The sequence below is a fragment of the Streptomyces sp. NPDC088747 genome (assembly GCF_044751025.1).
In the GTDB taxonomy this organism is placed as follows: domain Bacteria; phylum Actinomycetota; class Actinomycetes; order Streptomycetales; family Streptomycetaceae; genus Streptomyces.
The window spans coordinates 285,576-306,634 of the sequence record NZ_JBIVKZ010000004.1; the positions used below are offsets into that span (position 1 = coordinate 285,576).

Here is a 21,059-nt window from a genome sequence, read left to right on the forward strand (position 1 = left end):
TCGGGACACCTTTTCCACCGCGCACCAACGTGGGGTTGCGGGCGCGGAGACGGCGGCTGACGTGCTGGGCAAGGTGCGGGAGATGGGGCGTGTCATATGGAAGGAGTGAGGCGACGGAAGTGACGGATGCGGCGAGCAAGGTGAGCAAAGCCGTGCCGAACGGTTGACCTCAACATTGGTCGAGGTTCTAACGTCTTCCGCATGAGCATGGAGACCACAGCCTGGACACAGCTGCACAGCGTCATGAACGCGCAGCCCGAACGCCGCCCCTTCGACCGGGCGACCCTGCGCCGTATCGCCGCCTTCGCCCGGCCGCACCGCCGCCGCATCGGCCAGTTCGTCGTGCTCAGCGTCGCGACCGCGCTGCTCGCCGTCGCGACGCCGGTGCTCGCGGGCCGCGTCGTGGACGTGATCGTGTCCGGCGGCGACGAGAGCACCGTCATCAACCTCGCCGTGCTGATCGCGGCCCTCGCGTTCGCCGAGGCGGCGCTTGGGCTCCTCGGCCGCTGGCTCTCCTCGACGCTCGGCGAGGGACTGATCCTCGATCTGCGGACGGCGGTCTTCGACCATGTGCAGCGCATGCCGGTCGCGTTCTTCACCCGCACCCGCACCGGCGCCCTCGTCAGCCGCCTCAACAACGACGTCATCGGAGCCCAACGCGCCTTCAGCAACACCCTGTCGGGCGTCGTCAGCAACGTCGTGACCCTGGTCCTCACCCTCGTCGTGATGCTCACCCTGTCCTGGCAGATCACGCTGCTCGCCCTCGCGCTGCTGCCCGTGTTCGTGGTGCCGGCCCGGCGGATGGGCACCCGGATGGCCCGCCTCACACGGGAGGCCGCGGACCTCAACGCCTCGATGGGCACCCGGATGACCGAACGGTTCTCCGCCCCCGGCGCGACCCTCATCAAGCTCTTCGGGCGCCCCGCGGACGAGTCCGCCGAATTCGCGGAGCGCGCCCGGCGGGTGCGGGACATCGGCGTGCGTACGGCGATGGCGCAGTCCGCCTTCATCACGGCCCTGACCCTCGTCTCGGCGCTGGCCCTCGCGCTGGTCTACGGCCTCGGCGGCTGGTACGCGCTGCGCGGCAGTCTGGAGCCGGGTGCCGTCGTCTCCCTGGCACTGCTGCTGACCCGCCTCTACGCGCCGCTCACCTCACTCGCGGGGGCACGCGTCGAGGTCATGAGCGCCCTCGTGAGCTTCGAGCGCGTCTTCGAGGTGCTCGACCTCAAGCCGCTCATCGAGGAGAAGCCGGACGCGCGGAAGGTACCGGAGGGCCCCGCGGGTGTGGAGTTCGACGGCGTCCGCTTCGGCTACCCGTCCGCCGATAAGGTCTCCCTCGCCTCCCTGGAGGAGGTCGCCTCCCTCGACACCCGAGGCGGCGCCGAAGTCCTGCACGGGGTCTCCTTCCGCGCCGAACCCGGCCAGACCGTCGCCCTCGTCGGCTCGTCCGGCGCCGGGAAGTCGACCATCGCGCAACTGCTGCCCCGGCTGTACGACACGGACGAGGGCGTCGTCCGCATCGGCGGCGTCGACGTACGCGACCTGAGCGCGGAGTCGATGCGCGACACCCTCGGCATGGTCACGCAGGACGGGCACCTGTTCCACGACTCGGTGCGGGCGAACCTGCTGCTGGCCCGCCCGTCCGCGACCGAGGACGACCTGTGGGACGTACTGCGGCGTGCCCGCCTCGAAGACCTCGTGCGTTCCCTGCCCGACGGGCTCGACACGGTCGTCGGCGAACGCGGCTACCGGCTCTCCGGCGGCGAACGCCAGCGCATGACCATCGCCCGGCTGCTCCTGGCCCGCCAGCGCGTCGTCATCCTCGACGAGGCCACCGCCCACCTCGACAACACCTCGGAAGCGGCCGTCCAGGAGGCACTGACCGAGGCCCTGGCCGGCCGGACCGCCGTGGTGATCGCACACCGGCTCTCCACCGTGCGAGCCGCCGACCTGATCCTCGTCGTCGAGGCCGGACGGATCGTCGAGCGCGGCACGCACGACGAACTCCTGACGGCGGACGGACGGTACGCGGAGCTGTACCGGACGCAGTTCGCGAACGCCGCCCGTCCGAAGGAACCGGAGATCGCGGCGTGACGCGGACCGCCGCCTTCGGGGACACGGGGGCGTAGCACCGGCCCGACGCCCGCCGTACCTCGGCGGGCGTCGGCGGAGGCGGTGCGGACTGCCGTGGCGCGGTTCATGTGCTGCTTCCGGGTAGAGGGGCAGCGGGCAGTGACACTGCCGCACGGAGACGAGGGGGTGAGTTCGACAAAGGGCAGGAAATCGAACTACGCCAGCACGCCCTGGCGGTCTCTGTACCAGGTGGGGCCCTCGGGTCCGTCGTGTGGAGCACGAACAGGATCTTCCGTGGTCCCGGTCCGCGACAGCGGCGTACAGGGTGCAGCGCCTACGTCGCGCTCGTCGCGGACCGGGACAGGGCCATAGGCCGGCAGCCGCCTACGCCTGCGAGGGGGACCTCGCGGAGATCTTCCTTGCTCAGTTGGCGGTGAAGGCGGGGTAGTCGGTGTAACCCTCGGTGTGACCGGCGTAGTGGGTCTCCTGGTCGTCGTCGGCCAGTGGGTGGCCCTGCGTGAAGCGTTCGACCAGGTCGGGGTTGGCGATGAAGGGGGCGCCGAAGGAGACCGCGTCGACGATGCCGTGGTCGAGGATCTCGTTGCCGAGGGCCTGGGTGAAGCCGAGGTTGGCGACGATGTTGCCCTGGTAGTGGGCGCGGTAGCGGGAGTAGAGGGCGATGCGCTCCTCGATGGTGCCGGGGGTGCCCAGGAGGTGCAGGTAGGCCAGGTCGCTGTCGTTGAGCTTCTTGAGCAGCTGGTCGTAGTCGGCGAGTGTCTCCTCGTCCGCGGTGAACGCGGTTCCGCTGGTCCAGCCCGGGGACATTTTCACGCCGACGCGGTCACTGCCCCACACGTCGGTGACGGCGTCGAGGATGTCGAGCAGGAGCTGGGCACGCTTCTCGCTGCTGCCTCCGTAAGCGTCGGTGCGCTGGTTGAGGCGGGGGTTGAGGAATTGCGGGATCAAGTGGGACACCTGGGCGTGGATCTCCACGCCGTCGAAGCCGGCGCGGCGGGCGTTCTCGGCCGCTCGGCGGTAGTCGGCGATGGTGCCGGCGATCTCGGCGGCGGTGTAGGCGCGCGGCGTGAGGGTGTCCTTCGGGCCGGAGGGGGTGAAGGACTTCTCGCCGGGGTTGATGGCCGAGGGTCCGGCGGGCAGACGGCCTTCGAGGTGGTCGGGGTGGGAGGCCGCCCCGACGTGGCCGAGCTGGGAGACGATCAGCCCGCCCGCCCCGTGGACGGCCTCGGTGACCTTCGTCCAGCCGGCGGTCTGCGTGTCGGTGTAGATGCCGGGGACGTGGATGAAGCCGATCGCGTCGGGGCTGACCCAGGTTCCCTCGGTGACGATCAGTCCGGCGCTGGCGCGCTGCGCGTAGTAGGTCGCGTGCAGGTCGGTGGGGGCCAGCTCGGTGTTCTGAGCGCGGGCGCGGGTCATGGGGGCCATGACGACGCTGTTGGGGAGTTCCAGCGCGCCGAGGCGGACGGGCTGCAGCAGGGGCTGGGTGGTCATGGGCAACTTCCTTGTACGGAGGGGTGGATGAGGAGCTGGGCGAGGACCGGGCGAGGTCCGGCTCAGTCCTGCTTGAGGGCGTGGAGGGCGGAGAGCGGGCCGCCGAGTTGCATGAGGCGTCCGCCCTCGCGCAAGGAGCCGAGGTCGACGGGGGCGAACCCGAAGGCGGCGGTGAGGTCCTCGACGGTCGTCTTGGCGTCGGCGTCGTCACCGGCGAGGAACAGCAGCCGGCGTCCCGCCTGGTGGCGCGGGTCGGCGGCGATGTACTGGCCGTAGAGGGTGTTGAACGCCTTGACGACGCGGGCTCCGGGCAGCAGCGAGGCGACGTACTCGCTGCCGGTCAGCTCGCCCAGGTCGGCGATCTTCGGGTGCGGAGGCAGGGAGTCGAACTGGTTGGTGGCGTCGATGACGATGCGTCCGTCGAAGTGCGGCAGGCCGGCTGTCGCGTCCGGGATCCGGGGCCAGCCGACGGCGAGGAGTACGAGTTCCGCCGCGGCGGCTTCCTCCGGCGTGCCGGCGTGGGCGAGCGGTCCGAGTTCTTCGGCGAGTGCGGCAAGGGAGGCGGGGCCGCGGCTGTTGCTCAGTACGACCTGGTGGCCGTGGGCCACGGCGTGGCGGGCGATGGCCTGGGCGACGGTTCCGGCGCCGAGGGTGCCGATCTTCATGGCGGTGCCCTTCGTGGGGTTCAGGATGCGGGGCTGGTGAGCAGGACGGTTCCGCTCTTGCCGGGGCGGCGGACATGGTCGATGGCCTGCGCGAAGTCGGCGAGGTCGTAGTCGGCCGCGACCTCGAAGAGTTCCGGGGCGGTCGCGGCCAGACGGGCGGCGAAGGCGACGTCCTCGGCCCGTTCCTCGGGCGTGCGGGTCATCCACTGGCCGATGGACACGCCCCGCACGGTCAGGGCCCGCGGTGTCAGCGCGAGCGACTCCAGCGGCGTGCTGCCGGAACCGAGCTGTCCGTACGTGATCAGCGTGCCGCCGTCGTCGAGCAGCCCGGCCAGCTCACCGGTCAGCGATCCGCCCACCGCGTCCAGTACGACCTGAGCACCCCGGCCGCCGGTCGCGTCCCGGACCTGGGTGCGCCAGTCCGCGTCGGCCGTCGAGATGGTCGGCAGCGTGGGGAAACGCTGCCGCAGGCTCTGCGCCCCCGAAGCACTGCGTACCAGGTTGACCAGCGGGATGCCGTGCTTGAGCGCCGCGGCGCTGACCAGCTTTCCCACCGACGAACCGGCGGCCGTCTGCACCACCGGACCGGCCTGGCCGCGCTGGGCGTCCTCGACCGCCCGCAGCAGAGTGAGCAGGGTGAGCGGGTTGACCAGCATCAGGGCCGCGGTCCCGTCGCTGAGGCCCTCGGGCAGTGGCACCACCAGTTCGGCCGGTGCCGTGAGGAGTTCGCTCCACGCGCCCGGCACCGGGAAGAAGGCGACCCGCTGACCGGGCAGCAGTTCCCGCACGCCCTCGCCGACGGTCTCGACGACGCCCATTCCCTCCAGGCCGGGAACGCGGGGCGTGGGGAACCGCCCTCGCGGCGCACCCGGAAAGCCCTGCACTCCCGCCAGGTCGCCGGGGTGGATCGGCCGGGACAGCACCCGCACCCGCACCTGCCCGGCCGCGGGCGCAGCGGGAGCTGGCCGCTCACTCAGGCGTAGTACTTGCCCGGCTTCTCCGTGCTGGTCGTAGGCGATGGCGCGCATGACGCTCCCGTTCCATGGGTTATTGATGATGGGCATCATTGAAAGCTCTTGTTATGATGAGAGGCATCATTGAAAAGGTCAAGTCGAGAGTGACGCGAGAGGACGGCCATGCCGCGGATCACCAAGGAGGACAAGGCGCGCAACCGGCAGAACATCCTTGAAGCGGCGGGCCGCATGTTCCGCTCGCAGGGCATCGACGCGGTCGGCATCGCCGAGTTGATGAAGGAGGCCGGACTCACCCACGGCGGCTTCTACAACCACTTCGCGTCCAAGAACGACCTGGTCGTGGAGGTGTGCGGCGCCTCCTTCGCCGCCTCGCTCGGGGTCCTGGCCCGGACGGTCGAGGACGGTCCGGGGCAGGGCGGTTCTCCGCTGGAGCGGCTCGTGGCCGGGTACCTGTCCACCGCGCACCGTGACGCCCAGGACGGCGGCTGCCCCTCCGCCTCCCTGGTCACCGACGCCGGACGGCACGACGAAGCCGTGCAGAGCGCGTACGCCGAAGGCGTCGAGGGTTACCTCACCGGCTTCGCCGCCGAGTTCCTGCGCGAGGCCGAGGAGAAGGGGCACGAGCTCGACCCGGGCGAGGCCCGCCACAGGGCAGTCCGCCTGCTCAGCGAAATGGTCGGCGCGCTGGTGCTCGCCCGCGCCGTACGCCACGTCGAGCCCGAGCTCTCCGAGGAGATCCTGCGGACCGGCCGCAGCCACGCCCTCGACTGACGCGACTCAGGGCCGCTGCGGCACGTGGGAGCTCAGGCGTGCGCGATGGACGGCGGCCCCGCCAGGCGCAGGAATGGACACCGGTCAGCAAGTGGTCAGCGTAAGTCCTGGAAATTCTAGGGAAAGCTACCCGGACCCGCGACTCGTTGTAAGGTATGGAAACAGCCCTTGACCTGCAAAAACGCAGGCAGGGAGCCTAGTTCCGGGAGTACCTCGATGCTGCGCACCATGTTCAAGTCCAAGATCCACCGAGCCACCGTCACCCAGGCCGACCTGCACTACGTCGGCTCCGTCACCATCGACGCCGATCTGCTGGACGCGGCCGATCTGCTGCCCGGCGAGCTCGTCCACATCGTCGACGTCACCAACGGCGCCCGCCTGGAGACGTACGTCATCGAGGGGGAACGCGGCTCGGGGGTCATCGGCATCAACGGGGCGGCGGCCCATCTCGTCCACCCCGGTGATCTCGTGATCATCATCAGTTACGCTCAGGTCTCCGACGCCGAGGCACGTGCACTGCGGCCGCGGGTCGTGCACGTGGACCGCGACAACCGGATCGTGGCCCTCGGCGCCGACCCGTCCATGCCCGTACCGGGCTCGGACCAGGAGCGCAGCCCGCAGGCCGTGTCCGTCTGATCCACCGGGCGGACACGACCCCGCCGGAGGAACACCCAGAGGAACACAAGGAGTGGTGACCATGAGCGACATCGAGATCCGCGACAACCGTGCGGGTGGCCTCCTTGAGGCGCTCGACGGGGACGAAGTGGTGGGCCGCATCGAGTACTTCGTCCTGGAGTCGCCCGCCCGCGCACTCGTCCCGGTGCACACGATCGTGGAGCCCGCGCACGAGGGCAAGGGCATCGCCGGCTCCCTCGCCCGCGAGCTGTACGCCATCGCCGCGCGCGAGGACATCGTGGTCGCGCCGCTCTGCCCGTACGTCGTGAAGTGGGCGGAGCGTCATCCCCAGGAGGCGCCGGCGGTGCAGCCGGAGCTGCTGAGGGCCGCGATGGACTGGCTCGACGCGCATCCGGGCCGCTTCTGATGCCCGTACGGCCGCCGACGGGACCACGGCACGGGCCGCTCGCCCTGCTGCACACCTCGCCCGCGCACATCCCCGTCTTCGACGCACTGCGCGACGAGGACCACCAAGGCCTGGAACTGCGCCACTTGGTCGCCGAGGAACTGCTGGCCGGCGCCCGGCGGGACGGACCCGAGGCGATGGCGGGCGAGGTGCGGGCGGTGCTCGACCGGGCCGTCGCCCAGGGCGCGGCGGCCGTACTGTGCACCTGCTCGACCATCGGCGCCGTCGCCGAGCGCGCCGGCGCCGAGGTGCCCGTCCTGCGCGCGGACCGTCCGATGGCCGCCTCCGCGGTGGCCACCGGCCCGCGTGTCGTCGTCCTCGCCTCGCTGGAGAGCACCCTGGCGCCCACGGTGGCCCTCGTCGAGGAAGAGGCCCGCGCCGCCGGGCGGGCCGTCGACGTCCGTACCGTCCTCGTCGACGCGTGGGCACTCTTCGAGGCGGGTGACCTCGACGGCTGTGCCCGCGCGGTGGCGAACTCCGCCGACGCGGTCGCCGACGCCGACGTGATCGTCCTCGCCCAGGGGTCCATGGCCCCCGCCCAGCGGCTGATCACGACCACGATCCCGGTCCTGTCCAGCCCCCGCCCGGGTCTCGCCGCCGGCGCGGAGGCGGCGCGCAGAGGCTGAATCCGCCGCTCTGCCTGGCCCACCTGGTCGCCATCCGGTGCGCCAGGGGGTGAGTGGGTGCGCGGGAGCCGGGTACGCGTGGGAAAAGTCCAGGGCCGACGTACCGACTGGCTGGAGGACAGCATGACCCATCCGTATCCCGACCCCGTGAAGCCGGACCCGACCCCGGGTCCCGACCGACCGCAGCCCTTCCCGGACCCGGTCCCTAAGCCGGGCCCCCGTCCGGTGCCGGCACCGGATCCCGTTCCGTCGCCGTCCCCGATCCCGCAGCCGCCGGGCCCCGACCCGACACCGCAACCCCAGCCGGGACCGGCCGTCTAGGCGCCACGGACAACGGACAACGGACCGGTGGCCCGGTGCGGAACCTCCGCACCGGGCCACCGTCGTCCGCGAACCCGATCAGCCGGCCACCTCGGAGCGGTCCCCGCCCCACAGCGTGTGGAACGAGCCCTCCCGGTCGGTGCGCCGGTAGGTGTGCGCGCCGAAGAAGTCCCGCTGCCCCTGCGTGAGGGCGGCCGGCAGGCGCTCGGCGCGCAGCGCGTCGTAGTAGGCGAGGGCCGCGGCGAAACCGGGAGTGGGAACGCCCTGGCGCGTCGCGGCCACCAGCACCTCGCGCCAGTCGTCCTGCGCGGCGCCGATCTCCTGCGCGAACGTCTCGTCCGACAGCAGGCTCGGCAGGTCCGGCCGGGCGTCGTACGCGGCGCGGATACGGTCCAGGAAGGCCGCCCGGATGATGCAGCCGCCGCGCCAGATGGCGGCGACGGAGCCGAGGTCGATGTTCCAGTCGTACTCCTCGCTGCCCGCGGTGATCTCGTGGAAGCCCTGCGTGTACGACACGATCTTCGACGCGTACAGCGCCTGCTCCACCCGGTCCGCGAAGGCCGCGGCCTCGGACTCGTCGAGCTGCCGCGCGGTGGGACCGGCGAGGTCGCGCGAGGCCTCGCGCAGGCCCGCGTGCCCGGACAGCGAGCGGGCGAAGACCGCCTCCGCGATGCCGGACACCGGCACGCCCAGGTCCAGCGCGATCTGCACGGTCCAGCGGCCGGTGCCCTTCTGCTCCGCCCGGTCCTCGACCACGTCCACGAACGGCTTGCCCGTCGCCGCGTCCACGTGCGACAGGACCTCGGCGGTGATCTCGATCAGGTAGGAGTCGAGCCGGCCCGTGTTCCAGGTGCGGAAGATGTCCGCGATCTGCGCGGGGGAGTAGCCGGCCACGTCACGCAGCAGCTGGTACGCCTCGCCGATCAGCTGCATGTCCGCGTACTCGATGCCGTTGTGCACCATCTTCACGAAGTGCCCGGCGCCGTCGGGACCGACGTGCGTCACGCACGGGGAGCCGTCGGCCGCCTTCGCGGAGATCTTCTCCAGCATCGGGCCCAGCGAGCCGTACGACTCGACCGAGCCGCCCGGCATGATGCTGGGGCCGAGCAGCGCCCCCTCCTCACCGCCGGAGACACCGGTGCCGACGAAGTGGATGCCCTGCTCGCGCAGCTCGCGCTCACGGCGCCGGGTGTCTGCGAAGTGGGCGTTGCCGCCGTCGACGATCATGTCGCCGGGCTCAAGGAGCGGGGCGAACTCCTGGATCACCGCGTCGGTCGGCTCACCCGCCTTCACCATGATCACCAGACGGCGCGGCCGCTCCAGCGCCTCGACGAACTCCTTCGCGGTCTCGGCGGCCACGAACGCGCCCTCGTGGCCGAACTCCTCGACCAGCGCGTTCGTCTTGGCCACGGTGCGGTTGTGCAACGCGACCGTGTAACCGTTGCGTGCGAAGTTGCGGGCGAGATTGCGCCCCATCACCGCGAGACCCGTGACGCCGATCTGGGCTGAAGTGCTCATACGGTTGGCTCCCATAGCTGCTCTAAGTCGGTAAAGCCGTACTGCCAGCCAGTATTACGCCGCCGCGGCCGTGTCACACCGGATCGCCCGATCGGCGAGACATCGGTCACCGGACCGGCGGCACCCCGATGAGGCGGGTCCGCCGTGAACACAACGAAGCCGGTCCGCCGTGAACACGACGAGGCCGGTCCGCCGTACCGGCGCCCTGACTTGGCAGCCTTCTGTACGCGGGAAAGGGCCCTCGCGCCTCAGCGTCTCGCGCAACCGGGGTGGATTCCCGGTCACTTGGGGCGACGGGTCGGCTGATTGCCCTCTTGTCCTGGCCGGTTCGCAGCGTTTACTTTTGCCGCTCCTGAGCATGTCGAGGGGGGCTCCTTCATGGCCATCAGCGGCCGGCACCGCCGGTATCAGCCGAACAGGATCAACCGCGCTTCCCTCACCGTCACGGCAGGCGGCGCGGGTATCGCGCTCCCGTTCGTCGGAACCAGTGTGGCCCACGCGGCCGACGTGAGCACCTGGAACGAGGTCGCGGCCTGCGAGTCCAGCGGCAACTGGAGCATCAACACCGGCAACGGCTACTACGGAGGGCTGCAGTTCAGCCAGTCCACCTGGGAGGCCTACGGCGGCAGGGCGTACGCGGAGCGTGCGGATCAGGCCACCAAGGACCAGCAGATAGCCATCGCCGAGAAGGTGCTCAAGGGCCAGGGGCCCGGCGCCTGGCCGACGTGCTCCACCCGCGCCGGTCTGACCCGGGGCGGAGACGCCCCCGACATCAGCCCGGCACAGGCACCGGCGCCCTCGCAGAGCGCGCAGAGCAAGAGCGCCCAGGGCGCCAAGCGCTCCGTGCAGGACGTGCAGCCGCAGACCACGCCCCAGTCGCGGGCGGGCACCGCCGAGATGTACACCGTCCTCCACGGCGACACGCTCTCCGGCATCGCCGACTCCCGGGACGTCCAGGGCGGCTGGCAGCGGCTCTACACCGCGAACCGCACGACCGTGGGCCCCGACCCGGACCTGATCCTCCCCGGGCAGCGACTGAGCCTGCGCGGAGCTCCCGCCGCCGCGGACAGCAAGGAATCGTCCGCCTCGACGTCCACGAAGACCAGGAAGCCCGCGGCGAAGTCGAAGCCCGCCGCTACCCCGAAGCCCAGGGCGACGCCGAAGCCCTCGACGGACAAGGCCAAGCCCGACCGGGCGGAGAAGCCCGACAGGGCCGAGAGGACCGAGAGGAAGACCTCCGGTTTCGTGGCCCCCGTCAACGCCTCGGCCGGGACGCCCTACCACGCCTCGGGCTCCTCCTGGTCGAAGGGCTACCACACGGGCGTCGACTTCCCGGTGCCCACCGGCACCTCCGTGAAGTCGGTCGCGGGCGGCAGCGTCGTCAGCGCCGGCTGGGGCGGTTCGTTCGGCTACCAGGTGGTCGTCCGGCACGCCGACGGCCGCTACACGCAGTACGCCCACCTGTCCGCGATCTCCGTGAAGGCGGGTCAGGGCGTGTCGGCGGGCCAGCGCATCGGACGCTCCGGGTCCACCGGCAACAGCACGGGCCCGCATCTGCACTTCGAGGTGCGGACCGGGCCCGGCTTCGGCAGTGATGTCGACCCCCTCGCCTACCTGAGGGCCGGCGGCGTCAGGATCTGACGCGGGTCCGGTGGTGGTTGACGAACGGCAGCGGTACGTACGGCGCGCCGTACAGGGCGGTGTAATACGGCAGGTCGTACGCGGCTTCCGTCTCCTCGGGCACGCTCTCCTCCACCGGGACGGGGGCGGGAGAGGGGACGAACGCGTCCTCCCGGGCGGCAGCGCCCACCGACGGGTCGGGAAACCCGGCGAGCAGCTTCTCGACGCCCGACTCGATGGCGGACCCGGCGTGCGGGCCGGCCGTCACCGTGACCGTCTCCACCTTCGCGGCAGTCGTTTCGGCCGGGACTGGAGCCAGGTCGGCAGCGGTGGCAGGAGATCCGTCCTCGAGTGCGGCCGCCGCCGCGGAGCGTCGGGTGCCCCCTAGACGCTCCGTCGTGAGCAGGATCAGGCCACCCGCCGCGACGACGCCGCAGCCCAGCGCGAGAACCGTGCCGGTGGTGCCGTAGCGGAAGGTTTCTCCGAACATCGTGATGCCGACGGCCGCCGCCATGACGGGGTTCACGACCGTCAGCGTGGCCAGCGGCGCCGCGAGGCCCGCGTCCTTGTAGGAGGCCTGCGAGAGCAGCATTCCGGCCGTCGCGAAGACGCCGATCACGGCAAGGCTCGGCAGGTCGGCCGGCGAGACCTGGTCCGTCCAGTCCACCGCGACGGTCTTCGTGAACACCGAGGACATACCGAAGGCGATACCGGCGGCGACCGCGAGCAGCACACTGCGCACGGCGGCGTGCCGGTGCGCGGCGCGTCCGGCCACCATCAGCGCGACCACCGCGCCACCGGTCACCACGGCCAGCACCAGACGCTCGGTGCCGCCCAGGGACTGCGAATCGGAGGAGCCGACCAGCGACAGCAGGCCGGCGAGACCCACGGTGGCCATGATGGCGCCGCGCCAGGCGGTCGCCCCGGCCCTGCGGCCGACGAACAGGGCCGCCATGGGAAGGGCGAACACGATGGTCAGCGCGCCCAGCGGCTGCACCAGGCTCAGCGGTCCGTAGGCGAGGGCTGCCACGTGCAGCACCCCGCCGAGGCCGTTCAGCGCCACGGCCGCCCACCAGATCGGCCTGCGGAACGGCGCGTAGGTCTGCTCGGGGGAGGTCAGGGCGACCTGCTCCTGGACGATCGCACCGCCCGCGTACGCGACGGCGGAGACGAACGAGAGCAACACGGACAAAGCGAGGGCACTCATGAGTCCCTCCTCTGCGTACGGCGGGGGCACTGTGCCCGGCGCTGCGAACGGTCGGCTTCCATGGTGACTACGATGCCTCGCGAAACTGTTCACGTCGTCGTACCTGAGCAGTCATTGGGTCCTACTGCCGATGGAGTACGAATCGCCCTCTGTCATACCCAGGGTGGGCGACACGCGGCGCGGGCCCCCTGGTGACAGCCCCTAGGGGGCTTGGTACTACTGCTCTTCGTGGACCTCGACCCCCAGCTCGCGGCGCTCGGCCCGCTCGGCGGCTTCTTCGTACTACGCACCGGCGTACCGCCCCGAGGTTCGCTTCCCACCCTCGCGCGGGCCTACACGGAACCTCGAACCGATGCCCGGAAAGAGGTTTACACGGATTTCGTAACTTTCCGGATTCGTAGTGTCACCGAGAGTATTGGAGCGCCCGAACCGAGGATCGCCGCCTCCGTGGCGCACCAGGCACTCGCCGCCCGCCTCTGGTCGATCGCGCTGGGCGCCGCGGCCCTGTACGGGCAGGTGCCCGACCTCGATCCACGGCTGCTGCGCTGGGATCCGGCCGGCGGCGCGCCCGACGACCTCTGGCTGTCGGAAGTGCGCCCCCTGCCGGTGGAGGCGATCGGCGAGGTCGTACTCGCCGGGCACCTCGAACCCCTGGCGGCGGCGCTGCGGGCCCGCCACCGGGTCGCCGAGGGGCTGCTGTGGGGCAACGCCGGATCGGCCCTGGCCGCCGCCGTACGGCAGCTCGACCGCTGGGCACGGGCCAACGGCCGCCCCGAGGCAGGGGACAGGGCCCGTACGATCGCCGCCGAACTCTTCGCCCACCCCGACCTCTCCGCCACGCTCGACCCGGTCACGCTCCGCCGCCGCAGCTGCTGCCTCTACTACCGCGTCCCCGGAGGGGGACTCTGCGGTGACTGCTGCTTCACCCGACCGCCAGAGCATTGACAGCGGCCGAGTCCGTGAAACCCCGAAAGGGAAAGCCCCGTTGGGAACCCCCGTCGGGAACCCCCCTCGGGGAAAGCCGTACTCTTCCCCAACCGCCCCACGTGAGTGACGATGAGGGGCACCGGTCGCGACAACGGGGGTTCTGTGTGCGTGTTGGACTGCTGACCAGGGAGTACCCGCCGGACGTGTACGGCGGCGCGGGTGTCCATGTCGAGTTCCTCGCCCGGGAACTGCGCGCCCTCACCGAGCTGGACGTGCACTGCTGGGGCGAGGGCGTGGCGAACGGAGTGGTGCGGCACCGCCCCTGGCCGACGCTGGACGGCGCCAACGACGCCCTGCGCACCTTCTCCGTCGACCTCTCCATCGCCGCCGCCCTCGAAGGCCGCGAGCTCGTCCACTCGCACACCTGGTACGCCAACCTCGCGGGCCACTTCGCCAAGCTCCTGTACGGCATCCCGCACATCATGACCGCCCACTCGCTGGAGCCGCTGCGCCCCTGGAAGGCCGAGCAGCTCGGCGGCGGCTACGCCCTCTCCAGCTGGGCGGAGCGCACGGCCATCGAGTCCGCGGACGCCGTGGTCGCCGTCTCCGGCGCGATGCGCGAGGACATCCTCACGTGCTACCCGGCCCTGGACCCGGCCAAGGTGCGCGTCGTGCACAACGGCATCGACACCGCCCTGTACCAGGCCGACCACGGCACCGATGTCCTCGACCGCGTCGGCATCGACGCCGGCCGCCCCTACATCCTCTTCGTCGGCCGCATCACCCGGCAGAAGGGCGTGCCCCATCTCCTGCGCGCCGTACGGGACATCGACCCGTCCGTGCAGGTGGTGCTCTGCGCCGGCGCCCCCGACACCCCCGAGATCGACCGGGAGTTCCGCGACCTCTTCCAGGAACTGAGCGGCGTACGCGACGGAGTCCACTGGATCCCGCAGATGCTGCCGCGCCCGGAGGTGATCCAACTCCTCACGCACGCCGCCGTGTTCGTCTGCCCCTCGGTCTACGAGCCGCTCGGCATCGTCAACCTGGAGGCGATGGCCTGCGGAACGGCCGTGGTGGCGTCGCGGGTCGGCGGCATTCCCGAGGTCGTCGAGGACGGCGTGACCGGCGTCCTGGTCGACGCGGGCGACGACTTCGAAGCCGGTCTGGCACGCGCCCTCGACTCGGTCCTCGCCGACCCGGAAGCCGCCGGCCGCATGGGAGAGGCCGGACGCGAGCGCGCGGTCCGGGAGTTCGGCTGGGACGCGGTCGCCAGAAGAACCGTCCAGTTGTACGAAGAAATCCTCAAACCGGGGTAACCATCGGACAGACGCAGTTCAGCAACAGCGGCCAGGCTTCAGCAAAGAGCGTGGTTCGACCGGTTTTAGAGGGGCGGCGGCATGCGGCGCGGTGGACCTTCGGTGCTGGGAATCGTACTTGCGGGAGGGGAGGGCAAAAGGCTCATGCCCCTCACCGCGGACCGTGCTAAACCCGCGGTCACCTTCGGCGGTACGTACCGGCTCGTGGACTTCGTACTCTCCAATCTCGTCAACGCGGACATTCTGCGCATCTGCGTCCTGACGCAGTACAAGTCGCACTCGCTCGACCGGCATGTGACCACGACCTGGCGGATGTCGAGCCTGCTCGGCAACTACGTCACGCCCGTCCCCGCCCAGCAGCGGCTCGGTCCGCGCTGGTACCTGGGCAGCGCGGACGCGATCCTCCAGTCCCTCAACCTGGTGTACGACGAACGCCCCGACTACATAGCGGTGTTCGGCGCCGACCACGTCTACCGCATGGACCCCCGGCAGATGCTCGCCCAGCACATCGAGGGCGGCGCGGGCGTGACCGTGGCGGGGATACGGGTGCCGCGAGCGGAGTCCTCGTCGTTCGGGGTGATCAGCCCCGGCTCCGACGGTCAGCTCGTGCAGGGCTTTCTGGAGAAGCCTGCCGACCCGCCGGGCCTGCCCGACGACCCCGAGTGCGTCTTCGCCTCGATGGGCAACTACATCTTCACGACCAAGGCCCTGATCGAGGCGCTCCAGCGGGACGCCGAGGACGAGAACTCCGTGCACGACATGGGCGGTTCGATCCTGCCCATGCTCACCGAGCGGGGCGAGGCGCAGCTCTACGACTTCAGCGACAACCACGTGCCCGGCGAGACCACCCGGGACCAGGGCTACTGGCGCGACGTCGGAACCCTCGACGCGTACTACGACGCCCACATGGACCTGATCGCCGAGCGCCCCGCGTTCAACCTCTTCAACCGGAGCTGGCCCGTCTACACCCACTCCGGACAGCTCTCGCCGGCGAGATTCAACGCCGGTGGCATGGCCAGTGAGTCGATCATCAGCGCGGGCTGCCTGATCCGCGGCCAGGTCTCCAGATCGGTGCTCTCGCCGGGTGTCGTCGTCGACCCGGGAGCCGTCGTACAGGGCTCGGTCCTGCACGACAACGTCCACATCGGGCGCGGCGCCGTGGTGCGCGGCGCGGTCCTGGACAAGAACGTCGAGGTGCCGCCGGGCGCGACGATCGGCGTCAACCCGGACCGGGACACCGAGCTCTACACGGTCTCCAAGGGCGGCGTGATCGCGCTGGGCAAGGGACAGCTCGTGTCGTAGACGTGCGGCGACGGCCCCGGTGAGTGGAGTGCTCACCGGGGCCGTTGTCATGTCCCTGGACAGCAAACGGTCTCTGTGCTGTGATGCCAACTGGTCTTTGACAACGTTGTAATGCCTCAGCAAGAGCCGCAACTCCCGTCCTCAACGAGGAGGATTCGTGCGCATCGGACGACTCCGAGACCGTCTCGCGTTACTGCTCGCCGTGGCCCTCGGCCTCGCCGGCCTGACGGCCGTGCCCGCGTCGTCGGCCGTCGACCCCGTGGAGATCCACGGTCTGAAGGGCGAGTACTACACCCAGTCCGCCCCCGGCGCCTTCGACTTCCACGAGCTCAAGGCCACCGGCTTCGACCCGAACCTCGACTTCGGCAACCTGGAACCCCGCCTCAAGTCCGCCACGGGCCAGGACAACGATGTCAGCGTCCGCTGGACCGGCAGGATCGTGCCCGCCAGGACCGGACCCACCACCTTCTCGGTCATCGGCGACAACGGCTTCCGCCTCTGGGTCGACGGGCGTCTCGCCATCGACCACTGGGTCGACGACTGGGACCGCGAACAGACCGCCGCCCCGATCGAACTGACGGCGGGTCAGGCATACGACTTCAAGCTGGAGTACTTCGAGCACTTCGGCGGCTCCAACCTCCACGTGCGGTGGACCGAGCCCGGCGGCGCCAAGGTCGCCGTTCCGCAGTCCGCGTTCCGCCTGCCCGACGGCTACGACTACGACGGCGCCGTCGCGACCACCGTCCAGGGCGACGGCCGCACCCTCAGGCTCGACTTCGCGCACGACCTCCGCACGCCCCCCGTCACCCTCACCGACCACCTCGAAGCGGTGATCGGCGGCGCCAAGTGGCCCCTGGACACCGCCGGGCTCGACCCTGCCGACCCCAGGGCCCTGCTCGTCAAGCTCAAGGAACCCGTCGTAGGCAACAAGACCGGCGACGCGCCCGGCATCGCCGACGTCCGCTACGACGGACAGGGCGGCCTGAGCACCGCCGACAAGGCCATCGGCGCCTTCTGGAGCAGCGGCCCCAACCACTCCACGTACCAGCTGCGCACGCGGTGGGCGGACGAGGTCGGTCCTGACAACGCGCTCCCCGAGTACCCGAGGCCCCAGCTCACCCGCGACGACTGGAAGAACCTCAACGGACGCTGGCAGTTCGCCGGGGCGACGGCGGGCGAGCAGCCGCCGGTCGGCAGGAACCTCGCCGAGCGGATCCTCGTCCCGTACCCCGTGGAGTCCCAGCTCTCCGGCATCGAACGCCACGAGGACCGGATGTGGTACCGCCGTACCTTCACCGTTCCCGGCGACTGGAAGGTGGGTTCCGGCAAGCGGCTCCAGCTCAACTTCGGCGCCGTCGACTGGCGGTCGCAGGTGTACGTCAACGGCACCAGGGTCGCCGAACACCAGGGCGGCTACGACAAGTTCAGCGCCGACATCACCGACGCCCTGAAGCCCGGACGCACCCAGGAACTCATCGTCGGCGTGTACGACCCGACCGACTCCGCGAGCGGTGAGAACCCGCCCGTCGGCAAGCAGCGGCTGGACCCCAGCGGCATCTGGTACACCCCCTCCTCCGGCATCTGGCAGACGGTGTGGATGGAGCCCGTCGCGGCGGACCACGTCGACTCGCTCAAGCTCACGCCCGACGTCGCGAACAGCCGACTCGCCGTCGAGGCCAAGGGCGTACGGGACGGTCTCGCGGTCACGGCGACCGCGTACGCCGGAAGGCACCGGGTCGCGACGGTCAGCGGCCGCACCGGACAGCCGCTCACCCTGAAGATCGCCAACCCGAGGCTCTGGTCCCCGGACGACCCCTTCCTCTACGACCTCAAGGTCACCGTCGGACGTGACCGGGTCGCGAGCTACTTCGGGATGCGGTCGATCGCGGTGGAGCAGGTCGACGGCACCCCGCGCACCGTCCTCAACGGCGAGCCCGTCTTCATGATGGCCACCCTCGACCAGGGCTTCTGGCCCGACGGACTGCACACCGCGCCGACGGACGAGGCCCTCGCGTACGACCTCAGGACCCACAAGGAACTGGGCTTCAACGCCGTCCGCAAGCACATCAAGGTGGAGCCCGACCGCTGGTTCTACTGGGCCGACCGGCTCGGCCTGATGGTCTGGCAGGACATGCCCGCCATGACCGCCGGGGTCGACCCGGACGCCGAGTCCCGCGCGGAGTACGAGCGCGAGATGAAGCAGATGATCGACGAGCACATCAGCAGCCCGTCGGTGATCATGTGGGTGACCTTCAACGAGGGCTGGGGACAGTACGACGAGGCCCGCATCGCCGACCAGGCCAAGTCCTGGGACCCGACCCGGCTGGTGAACAGCATGTCGGGGCTCAACCTGGGCCGCGACGGCGGCACCGGCGACATCATGGACGAGCACGGCTATCCGAGCCCCGCGCTGCCACCCGCCCCCGACGGCAGGCGCGCGCTGGTCACCGGCGAGTACGGCGGCCTCGGACTGGCGGTCCCCGGGCACGCCTGGTCGGTGCAGCAGTCGTACGTCGACGTGGACCCGGCGACCTACACGGACGACTACCTGGCACGCCTGGACGAGGTCCGCCAACTGGCCTGCCGTGGCTCCAACGGCGCCGTCTACACACAGATCTCGGACGTGGAGGGCGAACTCAACGGCCTCCTGACCTACGACCGCGAGGTCCTGAAGCCGGACGTCCAGCGCATGCGCGCCGCACACGAGTCGCTGATCCGCGACGCGTCCCGTGCGACGCCGGCCGGCTGCCCGACCACGTGACGCCACCACAACGGAGGTTTCTTCCCATGAGATGGACCAGGCAGCTGCGCCTGCTCGCGGCGGGGGCGGTGACCGTGTCGGCGCTGTTCGCCGCGCCCGCCGCCCAGGCCGCCGAGCCGAGAGCCGGTCGACTCACCGATCTGGTCAACCCGTTCATCGGTACCGAGAACGAGGGCAACACCTACCCCGGGGCCGCCGTGCCCTTCGGCATGGTGCAGTTCTCCCCGGACACCGGCCACAACACCGGATACGACCACTCGCAGAACCACGTGCGGGGCTTCTCCCTCGTCCATCTGTCGGGCGTCGGCTGCGGACTCGGCGGCGACCTGCCCGTCCTGCCGACCACGGGCGAGGTCACACAGACGGACTACGCCCAGTACGCGGCCGAGTTCAGCCACGACACCGAGCGGGCGGACCCCGGCTACTACAAGGTCGGCCTGAAGACCGGCATCAACGCCGAACTGACGGCCACCGCACGCACCGGCGTGCAGCGCTACACCTTCCCGGCCACGGACAAGGCCAACGTCCTGCTCAACGCCGGGCAGTCGCTGCACAGGACGATCTCCACGAAGGTCGAGGTCCTCGACAGCCGGACCGTGCGCACGGCGATCACGGGCAGCGGCTTCTGCCAGGACACCAAGCCCTACACCGTCTACACGATCACCCGCTTCGACCGGCCGTTCACCGCGTACGGCACCTGGGACGGCACGACGGTCACCCCCGGGTCCACGACGGGCCGCGACGGCGCCTACCTCCGCTTCGACACCACCAGGGACCGCACGGTCGAGGCGACCACCGCCCTCTCCTACGTGGACGCCCGCGGCGCGGCGCTCAACCTCCGCGCCGAGGGCGGCCGTTCGTTCGACGCGGTCCGGGGCGCGGCCCACCGCGCCTGGGAGGACCGGCTCGACGACGTACGCGTCAAGGGCGGCGACGACACCCTGCGCCGCACCTTCTACTCCTCCCTCTACCGGTCCTTCCTCGCGCCCAACATCGGCAGCGACGCCGACGGCCGCTACACCGGCTGGGACCAGCGGATCCACCGCGCCGAGGGGTTCACCTACTACCAGAACTGGTCCCTGTGGGACACCTACCGCACCCAGTCGCAGCTCCTCTCACTGCTCGCGCCACGTGAGGCACGGGACATGGCGATCTCCGTGATCAGGATCGACGAGGAGAGCGGCTGGCTGCCCAAGTGGGGCTACGGCACGGTCGAGACGAACATCATGACCGGCGACCCGGTCACCCCGTTCCTGACCAACGCCTATCAACAGGGACTCCTCAAGGGGTACGAGGAGCGTGCCTACCGCGCGCTGAGGAAGAACGCCGACGGCGTGCCGCCCGCGGACTCACCGGCGGTGGGCCGTGAAGCCAACCGGGAGTACCTCGCCGACGGCTACGCCCCCTACATCGCGGGCCGCCCGCACGCCAAGCCAGGCGACTCGGACTACGACCACGGCGCCTCGGCAACCCTGGAGTACGCCCTCTCGGACGCGATGCTCGGCGAGATGGCGCGGGACCTCGGGCACGACGCCGACGCCGCGCGCTATGCCGCCCGTGCGCAGAACTACCGTGAGATCTACGACGGTTCGACCGGGTTCTTCCGGGCGCGCGACGCCTCCGGCGCCTTCACCGGGCCCGCCGACCCCGCCCTGAGCGAGGGCTTCCACGAGGGCACGTCCTGGCAGTACCAGTGGCTGGTGCCGCAGGACCTGCCGGGCATGGTCGACCTGATCGGCGGACGGCAGGCGGCCAACGACCGGCTCGACTCGTTCTTCGCCTACGACCAGCTCCTCCAGGACCCGGCGAAGACGGCACGGGAGGTGTGGGTCAACGGCCCGTACGAGTACTACAACGCCGACAAGTACAACCCCCAGAACGAGCCCGACCTGATCGCGCCGTACACCTATCTGTCGACCGGCCAGCCCTGGAAGACGACCGACGTGGTGCACGCGGCGCTCACCCTGTTCACCGACGCCCCCACCGGTATGACCGGCAACGACGACCTGGGCACGATGTCCGCCTGGAACGTCCTGTCGTCCATCGGGATCTTCCCGGTGCAGCCCGGCTTCGACACCTGGGGCCTGTCCACCCCCGTCTTCGAGCGCGTCGACCTGACGCTCGACCGGCGCTACTACCCGCGCGGCGCGCTGACCGTGACGGCGCCGGGCACCTCGGGCACGGACCGGTACATCCAGTCGGCCCGCGTGGACGGATCCTCCTACGGCCGTACGTATCTCACGACCGACGCGCTACGTGGTCTGTCCTCGCTCTCCTTCACGGTCGGCTCCGAGCCGTCCGGGTGGGGAACGTCGGCGGAGGCGGCCCCTCCTGCGCTGAACTGATCCCGCAGGTCACCTGAGTCCCGCCCCTCCCGGAGGGGCGGGA

The 21,059-nt window shown here is 70.7% G+C and carries 16 protein-coding genes; 11 read left to right on the top strand and 5 right to left on the bottom strand.

Annotated features, from left to right (window positions below; all coding sequences use genetic code 11):
- The first annotated feature begins 207 nt into the window (after nt 1-207).
- Nucleotides 208-2,094, top strand: coding sequence for an ABC transporter ATP-binding protein (locus ACIP79_RS12070; protein WP_401222728.1), 1,887 nt, complete (start codon nt 208-210; stop codon nt 2,092-2,094).
- 402 nt (nt 2,095-2,496) lie between these two features.
- Here the strand turns inward: ACIP79_RS12070 and ACIP79_RS12075 are convergent, their stop codons facing one another.
- The 3 genes from ACIP79_RS12075 to ACIP79_RS12085 form a co-directional block, all read right to left on the bottom strand.
- A complete protein-coding gene (locus tag ACIP79_RS12075; RefSeq protein WP_401222318.1) occupies nt 2,497-3,582 on the bottom strand; it encodes an alkene reductase in 1,086 nt (361 codons plus the stop codon).
- 62 nt (nt 3,583-3,644) lie between these two features.
- Nucleotides 3,645-4,247, bottom strand: a complete 603-nt coding sequence (locus ACIP79_RS12080) for an NADPH-dependent F420 reductase (protein WP_401222320.1) — start codon at nt 4,245-4,247, stop codon at nt 3,645-3,647.
- A 20-nt stretch (nt 4,248-4,267) separates the two neighbouring features.
- Nucleotides 4,268-5,275 carry a zinc-binding dehydrogenase gene (locus ACIP79_RS12085; protein ID WP_401222321.1) on the bottom strand — a complete coding sequence of 336 codons (1,008 nt, stop codon included), beginning with the start codon at nt 5,273-5,275 and terminating at the stop codon, nt 4,268-4,270.
- Nucleotides 5,276-5,383: 108 nt separating this feature from the next.
- Between ACIP79_RS12085 and ACIP79_RS12090 the strand changes: the two genes are divergently transcribed.
- The 4 genes from ACIP79_RS12090 to ACIP79_RS12105 all read left to right on the top strand — a co-directional run bounded on the left by ACIP79_RS12090 (nt 5,384) and on the right by ACIP79_RS12105 (nt 7,699).
- Entirely contained in the window at nt 5,384-5,992 is a 609-nt protein-coding gene (locus ACIP79_RS12090; RefSeq protein WP_401222323.1) for a TetR family transcriptional regulator, read from the top strand.
- A gap of 216 nt (nt 5,993-6,208) precedes the next feature.
- Nucleotides 6,209-6,628, top strand: a complete 420-nt coding sequence (panD, locus tag ACIP79_RS12095) for an aspartate 1-decarboxylase (RefSeq protein ID WP_387178483.1) — start codon at nt 6,209-6,211, stop codon at nt 6,626-6,628.
- 61 nt (nt 6,629-6,689) lie between these two features.
- On the top strand, nt 6,690-7,034 hold the full coding sequence (locus ACIP79_RS12100; RefSeq protein WP_401222325.1) for a GNAT family N-acetyltransferase: 345 nt from the start codon (nt 6,690-6,692) through the stop codon (nt 7,032-7,034).
- Entirely contained in the window at nt 7,034-7,699 is a 666-nt protein-coding gene (locus ACIP79_RS12105) for an arylsulfatase (RefSeq protein WP_401222327.1), read from the top strand. The genes ACIP79_RS12100 and ACIP79_RS12105 overlap by 1 nt, the downstream gene beginning before the upstream one ends.
- Nucleotides 7,700-8,098: 399 nt before the next feature.
- Here ACIP79_RS12105 and gndA read toward each other — a convergent pair whose 3' ends face one another.
- Nucleotides 8,099-9,538 (bottom strand): NADP-dependent phosphogluconate dehydrogenase, encoded by a 1,440-nt coding sequence (gene gndA, locus ACIP79_RS12110; RefSeq protein WP_401222329.1) that lies wholly within the window; start codon nt 9,536-9,538, stop codon nt 8,099-8,101.
- Nucleotides 9,539-9,916: 378 nt separating this feature from the next.
- On the opposite strand from gndA, the gene ACIP79_RS12115 reads away from it, so the two are divergent.
- Entirely contained in the window at nt 9,917-11,179 is a 1,263-nt protein-coding gene (locus ACIP79_RS12115) for a transglycosylase family protein (protein WP_401222330.1), read from the top strand.
- Here ACIP79_RS12115 and ACIP79_RS12120 read toward each other — a convergent pair.
- Nucleotides 11,169-12,365, bottom strand: a complete 1,197-nt coding sequence (locus ACIP79_RS12120; protein ID WP_401222332.1) for a DMT family transporter — start codon at nt 12,363-12,365, stop codon at nt 11,169-11,171. The genes ACIP79_RS12115 and ACIP79_RS12120 overlap by 11 nt on opposite strands.
- A gap of 210 nt (nt 12,366-12,575) precedes the next feature.
- On the opposite strand from ACIP79_RS12120, the gene ACIP79_RS12125 reads away from it, so the two are divergent.
- The 5 genes from ACIP79_RS12125 to ACIP79_RS12145 all read left to right on the top strand — a co-directional run bounded on the left by ACIP79_RS12125 (nt 12,576) and on the right by ACIP79_RS12145 (nt 21,016).
- The gene (locus ACIP79_RS12125) at nt 12,576-13,310 is read left to right on the top strand and encodes a (2Fe-2S)-binding protein (RefSeq protein ID WP_401222334.1); all 735 of its coding nucleotides are present in this window, start codon (nt 12,576-12,578) and stop codon (nt 13,308-13,310) included.
- Nucleotides 13,311-13,456: 146 nt separating this feature from the next.
- Nucleotides 13,457-14,608, top strand: a complete 1,152-nt coding sequence (gene glgA, locus ACIP79_RS12130; RefSeq protein WP_401222336.1) for a glycogen synthase — start codon at nt 13,457-13,459, stop codon at nt 14,606-14,608.
- 81 nt (nt 14,609-14,689) lie between these two features.
- On the top strand, nt 14,690-15,910 hold the full coding sequence (gene glgC, locus ACIP79_RS12135) for a glucose-1-phosphate adenylyltransferase (RefSeq protein ID WP_387178465.1): 1,221 nt from the start codon (nt 14,690-14,692) through the stop codon (nt 15,908-15,910).
- 157 nt (nt 15,911-16,067) lie between these two features.
- Nucleotides 16,068-18,671, top strand: coding sequence for a PA14 domain-containing protein (locus ACIP79_RS12140; RefSeq protein WP_401222339.1), 2,604 nt, complete (start codon nt 16,068-16,070; stop codon nt 18,669-18,671).
- Between the two features lie 26 nt (nt 18,672-18,697).
- The gene (locus tag ACIP79_RS12145) at nt 18,698-21,016 is read left to right on the top strand and encodes a GH92 family glycosyl hydrolase (protein WP_401222341.1); all 2,319 of its coding nucleotides are present in this window, start codon (nt 18,698-18,700) and stop codon (nt 21,014-21,016) included.
- The last annotated feature ends 43 nt before the right edge of the window (nt 21,017-21,059 follow it).